This is a genomic window from Bacillus sp. RB3 (assembly GCF_030164735.1).
GTDB classification, from domain to species: domain Bacteria; phylum Bacillota; class Bacilli; order Bacillales; family Bacillaceae_G; genus Bacillus_A; species Bacillus_A cereus.
On record NZ_JASNGE010000007.1, the window covers coordinates 156363 to 174534 of the forward strand.

The window sequence follows — 18172 nt, forward strand, 5'->3', positions numbered from 1 at the left end:
AAATTATACTCATATGTATGAGTATAATGGATAGGTAAAAAAGTAAAAGGACATATTCAAAATTTGTGGTAAGGAAAGATATCATATGCAGAAATGGTTAAGCATGATGGGAATTATCTTTATATTGACTGGATGTAAAATGTCTGAGGCTCCAACAAGTCTAATGGAAGCTCCTACAAATGAAAAATGGATTAATGAATTAAAGGAACAAATTGATAAAGATTTACCTGTTAATTATCGCTTACTTACTCCAATGTCTAACAAAGATAAACAGATGATTTGGTCAATGAATTTTAAACAAGATAATAAGAAAGAAGCCATCTTATTTTATAAATTGCCGAATGAAGATCATAGCGTATATTTAGCCGTATATGAAGAAATCGGAAATGGCTGGAGAATAAAGTCCACACATAAATTTGATGGTGGAGATGTAGATATCGTTGAAGTCGGTGATTTTACAGGGAACGGGAAGAGAGAGTTGTTAATCGGAATCTCTGTAAATCGTGAATCGTTAGAACATGTTATGTATGTTTTTTCGGAAGAAAATGAAGATATGAAGGAAATATATAATCGAAGTTATACGAAGTTATTCATAGAGGATCTAAATGAAAATGGACTGAAAGATATAAGCCTTGTTACATTTGAAAAAGATGAGAAGCTGACAGTTGAGTTCATGGAACAATTTAAGACTTTATCTGAAGTGTCATACGATCCATTTATAAATAGTATTCAAAGAATACAAATGGGTCGTATATCTAAATCACTAAAGGCGGTAGTAATTGATGCAGGAGTTGGCGCTCATTCAGGTATAACTTATGTAGCAAAATTTGATCAGGATCATTATGAAGTATTACCTATAGATGAGAAAGAAGATTTATTTAATGAATATGTTGTAGAAAGTAAAGATGTTAATGAAGACGGCATTATTGAATTTGTTCGTACTGTACGTCCAAAAGGTTGGGAAGATAAATCACATGGTGATAGTCCGCTTTTTGAACGTTACATACAGTGGAGTGAATCTGGAATTAAACCAATTGAAGAACGATATATAGATATAGAAAAAGGGTATTATGTGAAAATTCCTAAAGAGTTAATAGGGAAAATTACAATACCAGATCAGCAAAAAGAATCAAATTCTCAAAAGTTTTTGGATACAAGAACAAATGAAATATGGCTTGAAGTTCATATTTTTAAGCGGAAAGAATGGTTCAATATAAAAGGCTACAGCGCAGCAATTAAAACAGCTTCTCACGTATATGCAGTACCGAAGCAATCGAAATTTGAAAAAGTGAAAGCATATATAAAACCGCTAGCGGATTATCAACAAGAGTAGGAGGTGGGAATTATGTCAAAAATTTTAGTTTTAGAAGATGAATTAACAATCCGTAGCTTTATTGTTTTAAATTTAAAACGTGCTGGATTTTATGTAATAGAAGCTACTACTGGAGAAGAAGCGTTACAGATTTTGAGTGAACAAACTGTTGATATAGCACTGCTGGATGTAATGTTACCGGGGATTGATGGTTTAGAAGTTTGTAAGGCTATCAGGAAAGAAAATAAAAAAATGGGTATTATTATGTTAACCGCACGTGTACAAGATGAAGATAAGGTGCAAGGACTAGGAATAGGTGCAGATGATTATATTGCAAAACCGTTTAGTCCAGTAGTATTAACTGCACGTATACAGTCTTTATTAAGAAGAATAGAAGTACATGAAGAAAAAACGAATATTGTTACGTCAGGTCCATTTTCGTTAAATATTATAGAAGAAAGATTGTATAAAGATGGACAATTAGTCGATTTAACACCTACAGAGTATATGATATTACAGTATTTAATGAATCAGGCTTCAAAGCCAGTTTCGCGTGATGAAATTTTAAATATGATTTGGGGAACCAATTACGTAGGTGAAACGAAAGTAGTAGATGTAAATATGAGACGGTTACGTCAAAAAATAGAATGTAATCCATCAGAACCTGAATTTATTCTTACGGTGTGGGGAAAAGGATATGTGTGGAAGGAAAGTATAAGATGAAACGGAAAGTGACTCTATATTTTATGACGGTCATTACACTTATGCTTGTATTATTTGAAGTTGTATTTTCAGTTTCAATTTATCGATACTATTATAATGGTATTGTGCAATATATAGAGTCTCATGCGAAAACGAGTACACGTTTTTTTTCAGAATACAATTCACTATACTTTATTCGATTACAAGAATATAGTGGTGACATAATTAGTAGCTTTCAATTAGAAGGAACAGAATTACAGTTAATTGATCGTCACGGCTCGGTTATACAATCTTCAAGTGGTGAAAAGGTAGAAGGTAAAGTGAATATTCCACAATCATTATTAGAAGGTGAAATGTATAATCAAGTTACTACGAAAGGTAATAAAAAACAACTAGAGGTGCTAAGCCCACTTATACATCAAGGACAAACTATTGGTGTTTTAAAATACACGACTGTTTTAACAAATGTAAATAAAAAGATTATTGAAATTATTACGTTTACTATTTCTGTAGGTATTGTTATTTCAGGAGTTGCCTTCTTAATTAGTAGACGTTTGGCAAATTCATTTGTTGAGCCAATTGAATCCATTATTCAAGCCTCTTCACAAATTGCAGAAGGCACATTAAAGCAAAAAATTAAAGAAGATTATCCTGGAGAATTAGGTGACTTGGCACATAGTTTAAATTATATGGCCTATAAAATAGATAAGGCTGAGCAGATGAAAAATGAATTCATTGCTTCTATTTCGCACGAAATACGAACGCCTTTAACAGGAATTAAAGGTTGGAGTGAGACGTTAAAAACAGTAGATCATTTAACAGAAGAAGAAATAAAGCAAGGTATGGGCATTATTTCAGGTGAGACAGATAGGTTGATTCATTTAGTAGAAGAATTGCTAGATTTTTCAAGATTACAATCAAATCATTTTAATTTATATAAACAAAAGGTGCAATTGTACGATATACTAGAGGAGACGATTTGGCAATTAACTCCTAAATCGGAAGAGAAGGAAATTCAATTTATTACTACTATAGACCGAATTGAATTGATGGGAGATCGAAATAGGCTAAAGCAAGTTTTCTTGAATATTGTTCAAAATGCAATTAAGTATTCACATGAAAAAAGCACAATACACATTGAAGCGACTAAAATAGAAGGACAAGCAGTGATTAAGGTAAGAGACGAAGGTATTGGAATTACTAAAGAACATTTACCATATATTGAGCAATCATTTTACCAAATTAATAATCATGCTGCAGGTGCAGGTATTGGTTTAGCTATCGTTAAAAAAATGGTAGAGCTTCATGGCGGTGCGCTTAGTGTTACAAGCAAAGAAGGAATAGGAACAACAATTTTGATAAAACTCCCATTATAATACAAATAAAATCTATTTATATGGTGAAATAAAAATAAATAGATGTATAATTATATTGGGCGATTTATATATAAGATTAATAGGGAGAGGAATTCGATAGAATGGAAAAAGCTTTAAAAATTAAACAAATAGTAGTCGTTTTAATAGCGATTGCCGCAGTAGCTATTGGGTATTACATGTTTCAATCAATTACTTCACCAGCAAAAGCTGTTGCGAAACAAGAAAATGTAGTGCAGCTTGCAAGTGAACAGCCGAAAGTTGAAATGAATAAAACGGCACCAAGTCGTTTTAATGGAAAAGAAAGAAAAGTTGCTTATCTTACATTTGACGATGGGCCAGGGAAATATACGGCTGAATTATTAAATACGCTAAAACAACATGATGCGAAGGCGACGTTCTTTTTAATTGGAGCGAATGTAAAAGAATTTCCTGATTTAGTGAAACGTGAAAATGCTGAGGGTCATTATGTAGGCATGCATAGTATGACACATAATTTCGCAAAGTTATATAAAAATGGCGAGTATGTAAATGAGATGAAAGAAGATCAAGGTTTAATCGCTAATATTATTGGGAAATCACCTAAATTAACACGTCCTCCATATGGTTCGATGCCTGGATTAAATGAAGGTCTTCGAAATAAAGTGGTAGAAGGCGGATTTAAAGTATGGGATTGGACAATTGATTCATTAGATTGGAAATACAATAAAATGCCAGTTGATGCAGCTGCAGCACAAATTGCTCAAAATGTATTAACAAACGCAACAAAACCACAAGAAGTAATTTTAATGCATGATATTCACCCGCAATCAGTTGCTGCTGTGCCAGCAATTTTAAAAGGGCTAAAAGAAAAAGGTTATGAGTTCGAAGCTTATCATGAAGAAAGTCACTTCCCAGTGAACTTCTGGCATGATAACCGTATGTAATGGAGGAATGAACGTTGAAGTATGGAAAAGTAGCAGTAGTTGGAGCATTATCAGTAGGACTTTTAACAGGTTGTTTCGGTGAAAAGCCAGAAGAAAATCTATATACAGCTTTTGAAACAGCAGCAACACAAGAAAAATCTTTAGTGGATGAAGCAAAAAAATTAGAGCAGTTAGAGAAACAAGGGCAAGAATTATATGCTCAAATTTTGCAAGAAGGTAAAGATCATAATGAAGCAGTTGTGAAGAAAATAGAGCAAGCTACTGCAAATGTAGATGATCGTGAAAAAGTATTGAAAAGTGAGAAAGAAATGCTAGAAAAAGCACAGAAGGAAACGAAATCTGTTCAAAGTAATATAGAGAAGATTGAAGATAAGAAGTTACAAAAACAAGCAAAAGCAGTAGAAGAGTCGTATAAGAATCGTTATGATGCATTCCAAAAGATGAATGAAAATTACACGAAAGTGTTAGCGACTGAAAAAGAACTGTATGAAAAATTAAAAGTAAAAGAAACGAAATTAAAAGAAATCGGTGAAAAAGTTAAAACTGTTAATGAATTAAATGTGGAAGCACAAAAGTCGAAAGAGCAGTTTAACAAATTTACAAAAGAGTATAATGACAGTAAATTAGCATTCTACAAAGATGCAGAAATTAAGATTAAAGATCAGAAATAAAGAAGAATCTAAAGTGTAATAAAAAGCCGGAGAAACATCGTTATAAATGTTTTTTCGGTTTTTTACGTTAAATGAATAGAAAAGACTGGAATTGATATCATAAAAGAGTTATAGTGAGTTATTCTAAGGGAAACATTGTAAAGTAAGGAGAATGGGAATATGTCATATGAATTTTTACTCAAATTAGGTTTAGCACTCTTTTTAGGATTATTCATCGGGATAGATAGGCAGCTAAAGAATAAACCACTGGGTGTGAAAACAAGTATGGTTATTTCTGTAGCAAGTTGTTTAATTACGATGGTTTCAATTGAATCTGTGCATGTATATTCTGTTCCAGGACATACAAATATGGATCCGATGCGACTGGCCGCTCAAATTGTTAGTGGAATTGGTTTTCTTGGCGCAGGTGTCATTTTACGAAGAAGTAATGACGTTATTTCTGGATTAACAACAGCTTCTATGGTGTGGGCTGCTTCAGCTTTAGGGATCGCAATTGGTGCAGGATTTTATTTACAAGCGACAGTTGCTATGGTTTTAATTATTTTAGCGATTAATGTACTTCCGCAACTTGTGAAAATTGCAGGACCGTATTCATTAAGACAAAAGGATTTATCTATAAAAATTACTGTTAAAGAGCATCATGAGTTAGATGGCATATTTAAGCAAATTAAAAATTTAGGCATGCATGTGAAACGCGTGAAAATTAAAGATATAGATAGTGGAGCATTTCAGCAACTGGAGATGGTTATTTTAGCTCCAGAAGATTTATATACAACAGAGTTATATAGTTCCCTGAAAGAGATTGATCGAGTAGTTTCAGTTGAAGTGGAAAGTAGATAATTGTGATAAAAAAGAGTGAAGTTCAAATTCACTCTTTTTTATTTGGATTTTTAAGGAATGAAATTGATATAATGATGAGTAATAAGGGGGGAGAAATGATGGGAATACATATTAGAAGAGCAATAAAGGATGATATACCAGGTATAGCAAAGGTGCATGTTGATAGTTGGAAGACAGCGTATAAAGGGATATTTGCTGACGAAATTCTAGATAATATAGCATATGAGAAACGAGAAAAACAATGGGAAGATATTTTTCAAAAAGAAGGTAATCATCAATTTAGATTTGTAGCAGAGAATTTAAATGGAGAAATAGTTGGATTCATCGATGGGGGAGTAGAAAGAACTGGTACATATAATTGTGATGGAGAATTATATGCAATCTACCTTTTACAACAGTATCAAGGAATGAAAATAGGACAAAAGTTATTTCAAGCTTTATTATCGGATTGTATAAACAGTGATATGCAATCACTTTTAGTTTGGGTTGTTACGAATAATCCTTCTAAAAAGTTTTATGAAAAATTTAACCCTGAAAAAATTGATACGAAATTTTTAGAGAGAGTAAGGGTAGAAGAAACAGCGTATTATTGGAGAGATTTAAATTTGTTACAAAAACAAACAGCTATATAGATTTATACATATAATAATATTATGTAAACATATCATAGGGAAAGGTATACCTCATTTGGTGTACCTTTTTATTAATCCATCAAAAAATGGATTAATAAAAAATAGTAGGTAATTAGTTTGAAAGCAAGAAATTTTCTAGTGTACTTTTAACTAGATTAAAGAAAAGAAAGAAAAAAATAAAAATTTAATTTGATAAAAAAATTCTGAAATATACTCTTGAATTGAATATCATTATCAATTAGAATCATAATTGATAACGATATTCAATTATCGTTTATTATATAAAATTTCGATAGCTTTAATATAAAGAGGAGGACCAGTATGCAGCATGCGAAACAAATCGCAGAACATGCAACATTACAAAGCTTTTTAAACTGTTATTTAAGAGAAACAGGGAGTGGAGAATGGATTACAGAGGATGAAAGAATGAAAAGTATCTTCAGTAATACGTTGAATAAAGATACAGTCCCCACATATTTATGTTGTCGGCTATCGGCACAGAACGTTACTTTGTATGGAGAAGTTATATATAAATCATCAACAGATCGCCATTTGTTTGGAGAACAATTTTATTATCAAATTGGAGATAGTAATTCCGTTATTACAGCAGATTACGTTACAGTTATTACGTTTTTAATAAAAGAGATGTCGATCAACTACGGAGAAGGAACGAATCCTGCGGAACTTATGCTTCGAGTTATCCGTAGTTGTCAAAATATTGAGGAATTTACAAAAGAGAGAATAGAAGATACATCCGCATTATACGGTTTCCATACAACTTTTATAGAAGCGGAGCAGTCTTTATTATTTGGGCATTTAACTCATCCTACACCAAAGAGTAGACAGGGGATATTGGATTGGAAAAGTGCAATGTATTCTCCAGAATTAAAAGGGGAATGTCAGCTTCATTATTTTCGGGCACATAAAAGTATAGTAAATGAAAAATCATTATTATCAGATTCTACAACAACGATTATAAAAGAAGAATTAAGTAATGATGAGATGGTTAGTAAGGAATTTATAGCGAAGTACTGTAAGGAAGATCAATATGCATTAATTCCAATTCATCCGCTTCAGGCAGAATGGCTCTTGCATCAAGCTTACGTACAAGATTGGATAATTCAAGAATTGCTTGAGTATATTGGTCCTGTAGGTAAGTATTATATGGCAACATCATCACTAAGGACGCTATATCATCCCAATTCGAAGTATATGCTTAAGTTTTCATTTCCGGTGAAAGTAACGAATTCAATGCGTATTAATAAACTGAAAGAACTTGAGAGTGGTCTTGAAGGGAAGGAAATGTTAAATACGGCTATTGGTGAAGTACGAGAAAGATTTCCAGGATTTGATTTTATTTGTGATCCAGCCTTTATTACATTAAATTATGGAACACAAGAATCTGGATTTGAAGTGATTATTCGTGAGAATCCTTTTTATAGTGAACATGCAAACGACGCAACATTAATTGCTGGGCTAGTTCAAGACGCTATACCTGGGGAGCGTACGCGGTTATCGAATATTATTCATCGCCTAGCAGATTTAGAAAGTAAAAGCTGTGAAGAAGTAAGCTTAGAGTGGTTTAGACGATATATGAATATTTCTTTAAAGCCAATGGTATGGATGTATTTACAGTATGGTGTTGCATTAGAAGCTCATCAGCAAAATAGCGTTGTTCAGCTAAAAGATGGTTATCCGGTCAAATATTATTTCCGTGATAATCAAGGATTTTATTTCTGTAATTCAATGAAAGAGATGCTTAATAATGAATTAGCTGGTATTGGAGAACGTACTGGAAATTTATATGACGACTATATTGTGGATGAGAGATTTCGTTACTACTTAATTTTCAATCATATGTTTGGCCTCATTAATGGTTTTGGCACAGCAGGATTAATTAAGGAGGAAATTCTTCTCTCGGAATTAAGGTCTGTACTTGAATCATTCCTTCCATATAACCGGGAACCTTCTACATTTTTAAGAGAATTATTGGACGAAGATAAGTTAGCGTGTAAAGCAAATTTACTAACGAGATTTTTCGATGTCGATGAGTTAAGTAATCCATTGGAGCAAGCTATTTATGTGCAAGTACATAATCCACTCGTTAGAGAAGTGGCTGTTCGTTCATAAATAACGTTAAAATTTCACGTAATACAAATAATGGTATTTTGTCATAAGGTGGAGGGTTTTATGAGAGTGGACATGTATCATACGAAAGTATTGAAGGCGCTCGAATCAGAAGATTACATTTCAGTACGAAGAAGAGTGCTACGTCAATTAGTAGAATCGTTAATTTATGAGGGGATTATTACACCGGTTCGCATAGAAAAAGAAGAACAACTTCTTTTTCTAATACAAGGACTTGATGAAGAAGGCAAAAGTGTCACGTACAAATGCTATGGCAGGAAACGGATGACATTTGGACGTATTTCGTTAGACTCATTAATAGTAAGAGTTCAAGATGAACAGCAAGAAATACAATCTGTCTCGCAATTTCTAGAAGAAGTTTTTCGGGTTACTAGTGTAGAACAAGCTAAATTAGATTCTTTTATACACGAATTAGAACAAACAATATTTAAAGACACGATTGCACAATATGAAAGAAATAATAAGAGAGAATATACTCAAAAATCTTACGATGAGTTTGAAAGCCATTTAATAGACGGCCATCCATATCATCCTAGTTATAAAGCACGTGTTGGATTTCAATATCGTGACAATTTTCAATATGGTTATGAATTTATGCAGCCAATAAAACTCATATGGATTGCAGCGCATAAGAATTATGCGACTGTAGGTTATGAGAATGAAGTGATGTATAACAACCTTTTAAAAGAGGAGATTGGCGATCGTAAATTAGAAGAGTTTATGGAACGAATTCGTAATAAGGGATGTAATCCAAAACAGTACGTGTTTATACCTGTTCACCCATGGCAGTGGGTGAATTTCATCATTTCAAATTATGCGGATCATATACAGGGGAAATTTATTATTTATTTAGGAACATCTGAGGACGATTATTGCGCGCAACAGTCAATGAGAACATTAAGAAATATTACGAGTCCAAAGAAACCGTACGTTAAATTATCGATGAATTTACTCAACACTTCAACACTTCGTACGCTGAAACCATACTCTGTTGTGAGTGCACCAGCAATATCAAATTGGTTAAATGATGTTGTAAGTAATGACGCCTATTTAATGGATGAAGCACGTTTAATCTTGTTAAATGAGTTTTCCAGTGTAACGTATGACACGAATAAAAAAGCTATATATGGTTCATTAGGATGTATTTGGCGCGAAAGCATTCATAAGTATTTAGATGCACAAGAAGATGCAATTCCTTTTAATGGTTTATACGCTAAAGAGAAAAATGGTACACCAATTATTGATGCGTGGTTGAATAAATATGGAATGAAGGATTGGCTACAATTACTTATTCAAAAAGCGATAATACCAGTTATACATCTTGTTGTAGAGCATGGCATCGCACTGGAATCACATGGACAAAATATGATTCTAGTCCATAAAGAAGGGGTGCCTGTTCGTATTGCGTTAAAGGATTTTCATGAAGGGCTTGAGTTTTATCGTCCATATTTGAAAACGGTTGACAAATGTCCCGACTTTACTAAAATGCATAAAACATATGCGAATGGAAAAATGAATGATTTCTTTGAAATGGATCGCATTGAATGTTTGCAAGAGATGGTGTTAGATGCACTATTCCTGTTTAATTTAGGAGAATTAGCATTCGTACTTGCGGATGAATATGGATTGAAAGAAGAACATTTTTGGATGATGGTTGTTGAAGAAATTGAAAATCATTTAAGAATATATCCACATTTGAAAGGTAGATTTGAAAATATTCAATTATATGCACCTACATTCTATGCTGAACAATTAACGAAACGTCGATTATATATGGATCTGGAATGGCTTGTTCATGAAGTTCCAAATCCATTGTATAGAGTAAGACAACTTATGAAACAAAAATCAGCTGTTACAGGGGGAAATTATGCTAATCGTTAATAAACAAGAGTATAGCAAAAGTGATTTTGAATCGAGATTACAAGTTTATGAGGAAATGGAACAATTTAAAGAAGCAGAAGGAAATAGATTTGCACTTTGTCTGAAAGATCCATTCGATATTATTACGATTGTGTTTTTCTTAAAAGAAAAGAAATCATCAGTATTACTTATACATGAAGATACACCAAAAGAAACAGCTATTGAAATGGCAAAGCGTGCAAATTGTGTAGGAATTTTATATGGAGAATATGGCGATTTTACAAAATTAGAAGTAGGGAACTTTTTACTAGAAGAGCCTTCTTTATTGCAATATAGTTCTGGAACTACAGGGGAACCGAAACTAATTCGTAGAGCATGGACGGAAGTTGATACGGAAATTACCGCTTATAATGAAGCTTTAAACTGTGAAGTAGATGAAGTGCCAATCGTTATGGCTCCTGTTTCACATTCATACGGACTAATATGTGGTACTTTATCAGCAATTAAGAGGGGGAGCCAGCCTGTAATCATTACGAATAAAAATCCTAAATTCGCATTAAATATAGTTCGCAATACAGAGAAACATATTATATATGCAGTACCACTTATGTTACACATTATGGGGAGTTTTCCATTAGGAACGTTCCAGTTTCATAAAATTATGACATCAGGATCGCCTTTGCCAGAAGCACTATTTTATAAACTAAAAGAAATGACAACATATATGATGCAGCAATACGGTTGTTCTGAAGCAGGTTGTATTAGTATATGTCATGATATGAAGAGCCATTTAGATTTAGGAAACCCTTTACCTCATGCGAGTATAAGCATAGGTTCAGATGAAAATGCACCGGAAGAAATCGTCGTGAAAATGAATGATAAGGAAATCTTCACGAAAGATTTAGGGTATAAATCTGAGCGTGGCATTCATTTTATGGGGCGTATGGACGATGTAATTAATGTTTCGGGATTAAAAGTCTTTCCTATAGAGGTAGAAGAAACGATGCTTCGATTGGAAGGTGTTCAAGAGGCAATTGTATATCGAGGGAAACATCCTGTCATGGGCGAAATAGTTAAAGCGAAAGTGATCTCTCATGTTGATCCAGTACAAATAAGAGAATGGTGTATTCAGCACTTACCTTCTTATAAAGTTCCCCATGAAATTGAAAGTGTAAATGAAATTCCTAAAAATAAAACTGGAAAAGTAAGTAGAAAGTTACTAGAGATGGGAGAGGTTACAACATGAGACGGGAAGCGTTAAAGAATGCCGTGTTAAAAATTATGATAGAAAAAATGGAACTGAAAAATGTAACGCATTTAGAAGAAACGATGCGCTTAAATCAAGATTTATATATAGATTCGGTAATGATGTTACAGCTTATTGTATACATAGAAATGGATATAAAGCTATGCGTTCCAGAGGATGAGGTAGATCCAAAGGCATTTCTTACTGTAGGATCTTTGCTTGATTTTATGGAGGAGTTACAAGAAGTAAATGTGAATAACTAACCTTTAGGAAAGTGGATGAGAGTATGACTTCAATAAAAGTGCACTGTTTAGTGAGTTGTTTTTGTGAAATTATAAAAAGGCGTAGCGACATTGATTTTCGTCCATTTTATTTTGGACTATGGGATGGAGATTTTGATATAACAGAAGGCGGAATTATTTCATATCACTCTGAAAACATTAACCATGATCATTATTTACTTTGGTTTGAAAAATTGTACGGTATTAAAGTAAACGAATGGTATGATCATGCAAAAGATAAAGATAGCAATGTAGAAACGTTTTTAGAATTAGTAGAAAACAAGCCGGGAAATCGTTATGTCATTGTAATGGTTGATATGTCTCTATTACCAGAGAGGGAAAATAAATTTCATCAAAAACCGTTTCCACATTATTTAATGATATCAAAAACAGAGAAAGAAGAAGAGTGGTTCATGCTAGATCCTGATTTTCGTTGGGAAGGAAATATGGAAAGAGAAAAAGTACTTCACTCTATTCAAGATAACCCATTTGGTGGAGGTTATTTCATTGATATAGAAGGAATTGGGGAGCCAACGCAAGAAACAGTAGCTAGTTATTTCACAGAAACATTCAAAAAGAACGACAATGAACTGACTATGGAACTGAAAAATTTAATTGTAAAAATGGCAAATGAGGAAGAAGGATATGCGCTTTCTGGTCTTGTAGCAGCAGTAAAACAAATACCAGTACTTGCAATTCGTAAATATAGTTATGAGCATGCCTTTGCATACTTCCGTGAAACGTTGCAATATTCGGAGCAAGAATTTGATTATTGGTGTGATCGGGTAGAGGATATTGTACAAGGATTTACAAATGTACAGTATCGTGCAATTAAAATGGCAATGACGAATAATAAAGGTATGCTAGTATCGATTATTGAAAAACTGGATGAAATGAATGCAATTGAACTGCAAATTAAGAAGGAATTAGAGAGACAGTTTCTATCATGGAAAGGTATGAAAACAAATCAGTCTGTCGCAACTTTTTAATAAGCTAACTGAATTTAAGATAGGGGAGTTTAATGCTATGAAATATTCGCTATGTACCATTTCATTTCGTCATCAATTAATTTCATTTACTGATATTGTTCAATTTGCATATGAAAACGGTTTTGAAGGAATTGAATTGTGGGGGACTCATGCACAAAATTTGTATATACAAGAACGCGAAACGACAGAACGAGAATTGACTTTTCTAAAGGATAAAAACTTAGAAATTACGATGATAAGTGATTACTTAAATATATCATTATCAGCAGATTTTGAAAAAACGATAGAGAAAAGTGAACAACTTGTAGTACTAGCTAATTGGTTTAATACGAATAAAATTCGCACGTTTGCTGGGCAAAAAGGGAGCAAGGACTTCTCGGAACAAGAGAGAAAAGAGTATGTGAAGCGAATACGTAAGATTTGTGATGTGTTTGCTCAGCACAATATGTATGTGCTGTTAGAAACACATCCCAATACACTAACGGACACATTGCCTTCTACTATAGAACTATTAGAAGAAGTAAATCATCCGAATTTAAAAATAAATCTTGATTTTCTTCATATATGGGAGTCTGGCGCAGATCCAATAGACAGTTTCCATCGATTAAAGCCGTGGACACTACATTACCATTTTAAGAATATATCTTCAGCGGATTATTTGCATGTGTTTGAACCTAACAATGTATATGCTGCAGCAGGAAGTCGTATTGGTATGGTTCCGTTATTTGAAGGTATTGTAAATTATGATGAGATTATTCAGGAAGTGAGAGGTACGGATCTTTTTGCTTCCTTAGAATGGTTTGGACATAATGCAAAAGAGATATTAAAAGAAGAAATGAAAGTATTAATAAATAGAAAATTAGAAGTAGTAACTTCGTAATGTGAAATGATGTGAGAGTCTCGTTTTAGAGGCTCTTTTTTTATGGTAAAAAATAACCAAAAATTTCCATGTATTTTAATTTGAATTTAACACAATTTATATATAAATAAGGAGGTGATTGGTAATGGCTAGAAATCGTAATTCTAATCAATTAGCATCACATGGAGCACAAGCAGCTTTAGATCAAATGAAATATGAAATTGCACAAGAGTTTGGTGTACAACTTGGCGCTGATACTTCTTCACGTGCAAACGGTTCTGTAGGCGGTGAAATTACAAAACGCCTTGTAGCGATGGCAGAACAACAACTTGGTGGCGGATATACTCGCTAATTGTAGAAGGTTATAGGAGAAAGGAAGGATTCTTCCTTTCTTTTTTTTTCAATTAATTGGTATGGATATATTGTGAACTGGATTCAAAGAATAGGAATAATACTATAATTTCCCCAATTTCTTTTGTTGTGAATGGGAAGTAGTAAAGATGTAATAGCCCTGGTGGAATGAAAAGTTACGTTCCAGCGGGGCTATTATATGGTAAGAAATATATGATGAAAGGTTTCGAAGCCAACATGTTAAAAAAAGAAAACTGTTGTTTAATTGCGCTTGCATCAGTTCCACTTGTTATGACATTAGGGAATTCAATGCTCATCCCAATTCTGCCGACTATTGAAAAGAAATTACATATTTCATCGTTTCAAGTATCCATGATTATTACAATTTACTCTATCGTAGCCATTCTACTTATACCGATTGCTGGTTATTTATCAGATAGATGGGGACGAAAGATGGTAATGGTTCCGAGTTTGCTGATTGCAGCTATAGGAGGAGCGATAACTGGTTGGGTATCTTGGAAAGTTGATAATCCCTACAATTGGATATTGATTGGTAGAGCGATTCAAGGTATTGGTGCTGCTGGTGCAATGCCAGTTGTTATACCGTGTGTTGGTGATTTATACAAAGACGAAAAACAAGTTAGTACAGGTTTAGGAATCATAGAAACATCCAATACATTTGGGAAAGTGCTGAGCCCTATTTTAGGGTCTGCTCTTGCTGCCGTTGTATGGTTCTTACCATTTTGGGCGATTCCAATTTTATGCGTAGTATCAATTGTTTTATTACTTGTTCTAGTAAAGGCAAAGAAACAAGAAGGAGAAGTACCACCACTTAAAGAGTTTATAAAATCTATTCTGTCTACGTTTCGAGAAAAAGGAAGATGGTTAATTGCCATTTTTGCATTAGGTGCAATTATTATGCTTATTTTATTCGGAATTCTCTTTTATTTGTCGACTATACTGGAATCAAAGTATGACATTCATGGTATATGGAAAGGGTGTGTGCTTGCTATCCCGTTACTTGTACTGTCACTTAGTTCATATATGGCCGGTAAAAAAATTGGAGATAATCAAAATGTTATGAAGAAGTGTATCTATATTGGTTTTTTAATGGCAGCTGCATCAGTCATTATTCCTTTATTTATAAAAGGGATTTATTTACTACTTCTTTGTCTCGTTATTATGGGGATAGGGATTGGTATGGCACTCCCATGTTTAGATGCCCTCATTACACAAGGAATTGAAAAGGAGCAAAGGGGAACAGTTACGTCATTTTACAGTTCAATGCGATTTATCGGTGTAGCAGCTGGACCACCTTTATATTCTTTTTTCATGAAAGGGGCGGACCATGAAGTGTTTTATTTGACTAGTATTTTCGCTGCCATTGGTGCTGCCATAGCAATCATTTGGATTAAACCAGCAAAGGATGCAAAGGCGGTAAAACAGAAACCGGAACCTACTTCATAATTTGTAAGAGAATTGCATGATGTTTTGAGTAACATGCAATTCTCTTTCGTTCATTAAGAATAAATAACTTGTTTTAACATATAAAGTGCGACACCCCATATGATGAGACCAGAAAATTTATTTAATAATAAAATTGTCTTTCCGGTTGAGTCTAGTCTTTTTAGAAATTTCCCCGCTAAAGCTAAGCTTATAAACCAAATCCAAGAAACGATAATAGTTGCAAGTGTGAAAGCCCATTTTTCACTTCCTATGTATTGAATAGAATTTGTTCCAATTACACCGATTGTGTCTAAAATAGCATGTGGATTTAATAACGAAACTGATGCTGCGAAAAGGATTTGCTTTTTTAAGGGCATACTTTTTTCTTGTGTTACATCGTTGGAAGGGCTACTTCTCCAAATAACAAAGCCCATGTATAGGAGAAAGAAAAATCCAATTATATATAATGAGTTAGTTAGCCAAGAAAAAGTAAGGAGTACAAGGGAGACACCTTGCACTGCAATCAATATGAGTAACGTATCACATATAGAGGCAGTTAATACTACAGGGGCTGCCCTCCAAATGTTTGGTTGGCTCGCACCTTGGTTAAAGACAAAAACATTTTGTACACCTAATGGAATGATAAGTCCAAATGCAAGAATGATACCATGAATAATTGCTTCACTCATCATATTACCTCCTATTTTAATTCATTATGATAGTGTATATTGTATAGAAGAAATGAAAATTTGTATCCATCCATATGGTTGGGGAGGTTACCAACCAAAAAGAATATAAGGTGATATGATGGAAAGATTCGTTTGGAAACCGGATATGTCTCTAGCGACGCCGCTGTATAAACAAATAGAAACGTATATAAAAGAAAGGATCGTTAATGGAGAATGGACCGTTGGAACGAAATTACCTTCACAAAGAGATTTGGCCCATACATTTGGTGTGAATCGAAGCACAATTGTAATGGCTTTCGATGAACTAGTTGCGAAGGGATATATTGAAGGGAATGGCAGGAAAGGAACAATTGTTGTAAATAATAATGAGAATGTTTCAACTTACGCACCCCCGCCTAATTGGCAGTCTTATGTAGAAACAGGACTTCATTATCCGAATCTCCCAGCTATTCAAGAGATTAATCAAGCTGAATTTTACCCACATGTAATTCGGTTAGGAACAGGTGAGCTCGCGCCGAGTCTCTTACCTGAGAAAAAGATGAAAGAAATTATGAATAACCTTTTAAAGTCAAATGTGACGCTTGGGTATGAAGAGCCGAAAGGAAATCTTTATTTAAGGGAAAAGATTTCCGAATACTTAAAGGAGCATGGCGTATATGTATCTCCTGACTCTATATTAATTGTTTCAGGAGCAATTCAAGCGCTGCAACTTATTTCTATGGGGCTTCTTTCGAAAGGGGCATCAATCTTATTAGAGAAACCATCCTATTTATATTCGCTTAATGTTTTTCAATCAGCAGGAGTACGTTTAATTGGAATCCCAATGGATGAAAGCGGGTTACATACATCATATATTAAGAAATATAAGAAGCAATTTAATGCCTCTATTTTATATACAATCCCGTCTTTTCATAATCCAACGAACTTTAGTATGAATGCGAAGAAACGAATAGAAGTGATGGAAATATGTAATGAAATTGGATTACCTATTATAGAGGACGCAGTGTATCAAGACTTATGGTTTGATGCACCTAGTTCGAAACCTTTAAAAGCCTATGATAAAAATGGAATCGTACTACATATTGGAAGCATGTCCAAAGTAATTAGTCCAGGTTTAAGAATTGGATGGATTGTTGGACCCGAGCCAGTAATTCAAAGATTGTCAGACATAAAGATGCAAACAGATTATGGTTCAAGCACTATATCCCAGCAAATTGCAGCAGAGTGGTTTACAAATGGTCTATATGATGAGCATTTGCGATTTGTAAGAAGTGAATTGAAAAAACGAAGAGATTTTATGTTACTAATGTTAGATAAATATCTTCGTGAAATAGCAACTTGGCATGAACCAACAGGCGGGTTTTATATATGGGTACATATAAAAGTACCCATTTCATATCGCAGTTTATTTGATAAAGCTCTGCAAGAAAAGGTTTTATTAAACCCAGGTACTTTATATGATAGAAGTGCAAATCAATTTTTGCGCCTATCGTATTCATACGCAACGTTAGAAGAAATTGAAATAGGTATAAAAAAACTTGCACAACTAATGAAAAAGTAAGAGGAGAAAGTAATGAAACAATATGTAATTTGCCAAATGATCAATGGAGAAAAATATTTAGCTGCTTATGCGGAGACGAAGCAAGAGGCGATTGAAAAAGCAGAACTGTTAGGATTAAGAACGGGAAATCGTTACATAGTTATAACTGCAGAAGAAGCCGAAGGCTTAACGTATCCTTAAACAATGTATGAGATTATATAGGAAGTAAATAAGTCTAGTAATATAAGAATTTACTAGGCTTATTTACTATTAAGTTGTTAAACGTTCTCGTATTTATACGCAAAGT

18 protein-coding genes are annotated in these 18172 nt (G+C 33.6%); 17 read left to right on the forward strand and 1 reads right to left on the reverse strand.

All coding sequences use genetic code 11. The features are described from left to right. Positions 1-85 precede the first annotated feature (85 nt). The 15 genes from QO049_RS12220 to bcbE all read left to right on the forward strand — a co-directional run bounded on the left by QO049_RS12220 (position 86) and on the right by bcbE (position 15657). The gene (locus QO049_RS12220) at positions 86-1333 is read left to right on the forward strand and encodes a hypothetical protein (protein WP_246962565.1); all 1248 of its coding nucleotides are present in this window, start codon (positions 86-88) and stop codon (positions 1331-1333) included. A gap of 12 nt (positions 1334-1345) precedes the next feature. Continuing rightward, positions 1346-2035: a response regulator transcription factor gene (locus QO049_RS12225; RefSeq protein WP_000036070.1), complete on the forward strand. Its 690-nt coding sequence runs from the start codon at positions 1346-1348 to the stop codon at positions 2033-2035. Then, positions 2032-3390: a sensor histidine kinase gene (locus QO049_RS12230; protein WP_246962567.1), complete on the forward strand. Its 1359-nt coding sequence runs from the start codon at positions 2032-2034 to the stop codon at positions 3388-3390. Before QO049_RS12225 ends, QO049_RS12230 begins: the two co-directional genes overlap by 4 nt. A gap of 101 nt (positions 3391-3491) precedes the next feature. Beyond that, positions 3492-4313, forward strand: a complete 822-nt coding sequence (locus tag QO049_RS12235) for a peptidoglycan-N-acetylglucosamine deacetylase (protein WP_000409482.1) — start codon at positions 3492-3494, stop codon at positions 4311-4313. Positions 4314-4327: 14 nt separating this feature from the next. Then, on the forward strand, positions 4328-4984 hold the full coding sequence (locus QO049_RS12240; protein ID WP_000873565.1) for a YkyA family protein: 657 nt from the start codon (positions 4328-4330) through the stop codon (positions 4982-4984). Between the two features lie 159 nt (positions 4985-5143). After that, positions 5144-5824: an MgtC/SapB family protein gene (locus QO049_RS12245; protein ID WP_000119510.1), complete on the forward strand. Its 681-nt coding sequence runs from the start codon at positions 5144-5146 to the stop codon at positions 5822-5824. Between the two features lie 95 nt (positions 5825-5919). Then, positions 5920-6456 (forward strand): GNAT family N-acetyltransferase, encoded by a 537-nt coding sequence (locus QO049_RS12250; protein ID WP_246962569.1) that lies wholly within the window; start codon positions 5920-5922, stop codon positions 6454-6456. Positions 6457-6777: 321 nt separating this feature from the next. After that, positions 6778-8586, forward strand: coding sequence for an IucA/IucC family protein (locus QO049_RS12255; protein WP_246962571.1), 1809 nt, complete (start codon positions 6778-6780; stop codon positions 8584-8586). Between the two features lie 60 nt (positions 8587-8646). Next, complete coding sequence (locus tag QO049_RS12260; RefSeq protein WP_246962580.1) at positions 8647-10485, forward strand: IucA/IucC family protein; 1839 nt, start codon at positions 8647-8649, stop codon at positions 10483-10485. Then, entirely contained in the window at positions 10472-11710 is a 1239-nt protein-coding gene (locus tag QO049_RS12265; protein WP_000909579.1) for an AMP-binding protein, read from the forward strand. Before QO049_RS12260 ends, QO049_RS12265 begins: the two co-directional genes overlap by 14 nt. Then, positions 11707-11973: a petrobactin biosynthesis protein AsbD gene (gene asbD, locus QO049_RS12270; RefSeq protein WP_001250558.1), complete on the forward strand. Its 267-nt coding sequence runs from the start codon at positions 11707-11709 to the stop codon at positions 11971-11973. Before QO049_RS12265 ends, asbD begins: the two co-directional genes overlap by 4 nt. Before the next feature lie 23 nt (positions 11974-11996). Further along, on the forward strand, positions 11997-12980 hold the full coding sequence (locus QO049_RS12275; RefSeq protein WP_000200708.1) for a DUF6005 family protein: 984 nt from the start codon (positions 11997-11999) through the stop codon (positions 12978-12980). A gap of 37 nt (positions 12981-13017) precedes the next feature. Continuing rightward, positions 13018-13860 carry a sugar phosphate isomerase/epimerase family protein gene (locus tag QO049_RS12280; RefSeq protein WP_246962582.1) on the forward strand — a complete coding sequence of 281 codons (843 nt, stop codon included), beginning with the start codon at positions 13018-13020 and terminating at the stop codon, positions 13858-13860. A gap of 124 nt (positions 13861-13984) precedes the next feature. Further along, a complete protein-coding gene (locus QO049_RS12285) occupies positions 13985-14191 on the forward strand; it encodes an alpha/beta-type small acid-soluble spore protein (protein WP_000113545.1) in 207 nt (68 codons plus the stop codon). Between the two features lie 236 nt (positions 14192-14427). After that, the gene (gene bcbE, locus QO049_RS12290) at positions 14428-15657 is read left to right on the forward strand and encodes a bacillibactin exporter BcbE (protein ID WP_033693874.1); all 1230 of its coding nucleotides are present in this window, start codon (positions 14428-14430) and stop codon (positions 15655-15657) included. Between the two features lie 53 nt (positions 15658-15710). On the opposite strand, the gene QO049_RS12295 is transcribed toward bcbE, so the two are convergent. Continuing rightward, positions 15711-16325 (reverse strand): LysE/ArgO family amino acid transporter, encoded by a 615-nt coding sequence (locus tag QO049_RS12295; protein ID WP_001287305.1) that lies wholly within the window; start codon positions 16323-16325, stop codon positions 15711-15713. A 118-nt stretch (positions 16326-16443) separates the two neighbouring features. On the opposite strand from QO049_RS12295, the gene QO049_RS12300 reads away from it, so the two are divergent. Next, a complete protein-coding gene (locus QO049_RS12300; protein WP_000439399.1) occupies positions 16444-17886 on the forward strand; it encodes an aminotransferase-like domain-containing protein in 1443 nt (480 codons plus the stop codon). A gap of 12 nt (positions 17887-17898) precedes the next feature. Continuing rightward, complete coding sequence (locus tag QO049_RS12305) at positions 17899-18066, forward strand: DUF3933 family protein (RefSeq protein ID WP_000816389.1); 168 nt, start codon at positions 17899-17901, stop codon at positions 18064-18066. Positions 18067-18172 lie beyond the last annotated feature (106 nt).

Bases quoted from the DNA above. Each gene is read 5' to 3' on its own strand.
- QO049_RS12220 (WP_246962565.1), top strand. From the start codon at position 86: ATGCAGAAATGGTTAAGCATGATGGGAATTATCTTTATATTGACTGGA.
- QO049_RS12225 (WP_000036070.1), top strand. From the start codon at position 1,346: ATGTCAAAAATTTTAGTTTTAGAAGATGAATTAACAATCCGTAGCTTT.
- QO049_RS12230 (WP_246962567.1), top strand. From the start codon at position 2,032: ATGAAACGGAAAGTGACTCTATATTTTATGACGGTCATTACACTTATG.
- QO049_RS12235 (WP_000409482.1), top strand. From the start codon at position 3,492: ATGGAAAAAGCTTTAAAAATTAAACAAATAGTAGTCGTTTTAATAGCG.
- QO049_RS12245 (WP_000119510.1), top strand. From the start codon at position 5,144: ATGTCATATGAATTTTTACTCAAATTAGGTTTAGCACTCTTTTTAGGA.
- QO049_RS12250 (WP_246962569.1), top strand. From the start codon at position 5,920: ATGATGGGAATACATATTAGAAGAGCAATAAAGGATGATATACCAGGT.
- QO049_RS12255 (WP_246962571.1), top strand. From the start codon at position 6,778: ATGCAGCATGCGAAACAAATCGCAGAACATGCAACATTACAAAGCTTT.
- QO049_RS12260 (WP_246962580.1), top strand. From the start codon at position 8,647: ATGAGAGTGGACATGTATCATACGAAAGTATTGAAGGCGCTCGAATCA.
- QO049_RS12265 (WP_000909579.1), top strand. From the start codon at position 10,472: ATGCTAATCGTTAATAAACAAGAGTATAGCAAAAGTGATTTTGAATCG.
- asbD (WP_001250558.1), top strand. From the start codon at position 11,707: ATGAGACGGGAAGCGTTAAAGAATGCCGTGTTAAAAATTATGATAGAA.
- QO049_RS12275 (WP_000200708.1), top strand. From the start codon at position 11,997: ATGACTTCAATAAAAGTGCACTGTTTAGTGAGTTGTTTTTGTGAAATT.
- QO049_RS12280 (WP_246962582.1), top strand. From the start codon at position 13,018: ATGAAATATTCGCTATGTACCATTTCATTTCGTCATCAATTAATTTCA.
- QO049_RS12285 (WP_000113545.1), top strand. From the start codon at position 13,985: ATGGCTAGAAATCGTAATTCTAATCAATTAGCATCACATGGAGCACAA.
- bcbE (WP_033693874.1), top strand. From the start codon at position 14,428: ATGTTAAAAAAAGAAAACTGTTGTTTAATTGCGCTTGCATCAGTTCCA.
- QO049_RS12295 (WP_001287305.1), bottom strand. From the start codon at position 16,325: ATGAGTGAAGCAATTATTCATGGTATCATTCTTGCATTTGGACTTATC.
- QO049_RS12300 (WP_000439399.1), top strand. From the start codon at position 16,444: ATGGAAAGATTCGTTTGGAAACCGGATATGTCTCTAGCGACGCCGCTG.
- QO049_RS12305 (WP_000816389.1), top strand. From the start codon at position 17,899: ATGAAACAATATGTAATTTGCCAAATGATCAATGGAGAAAAATATTTA.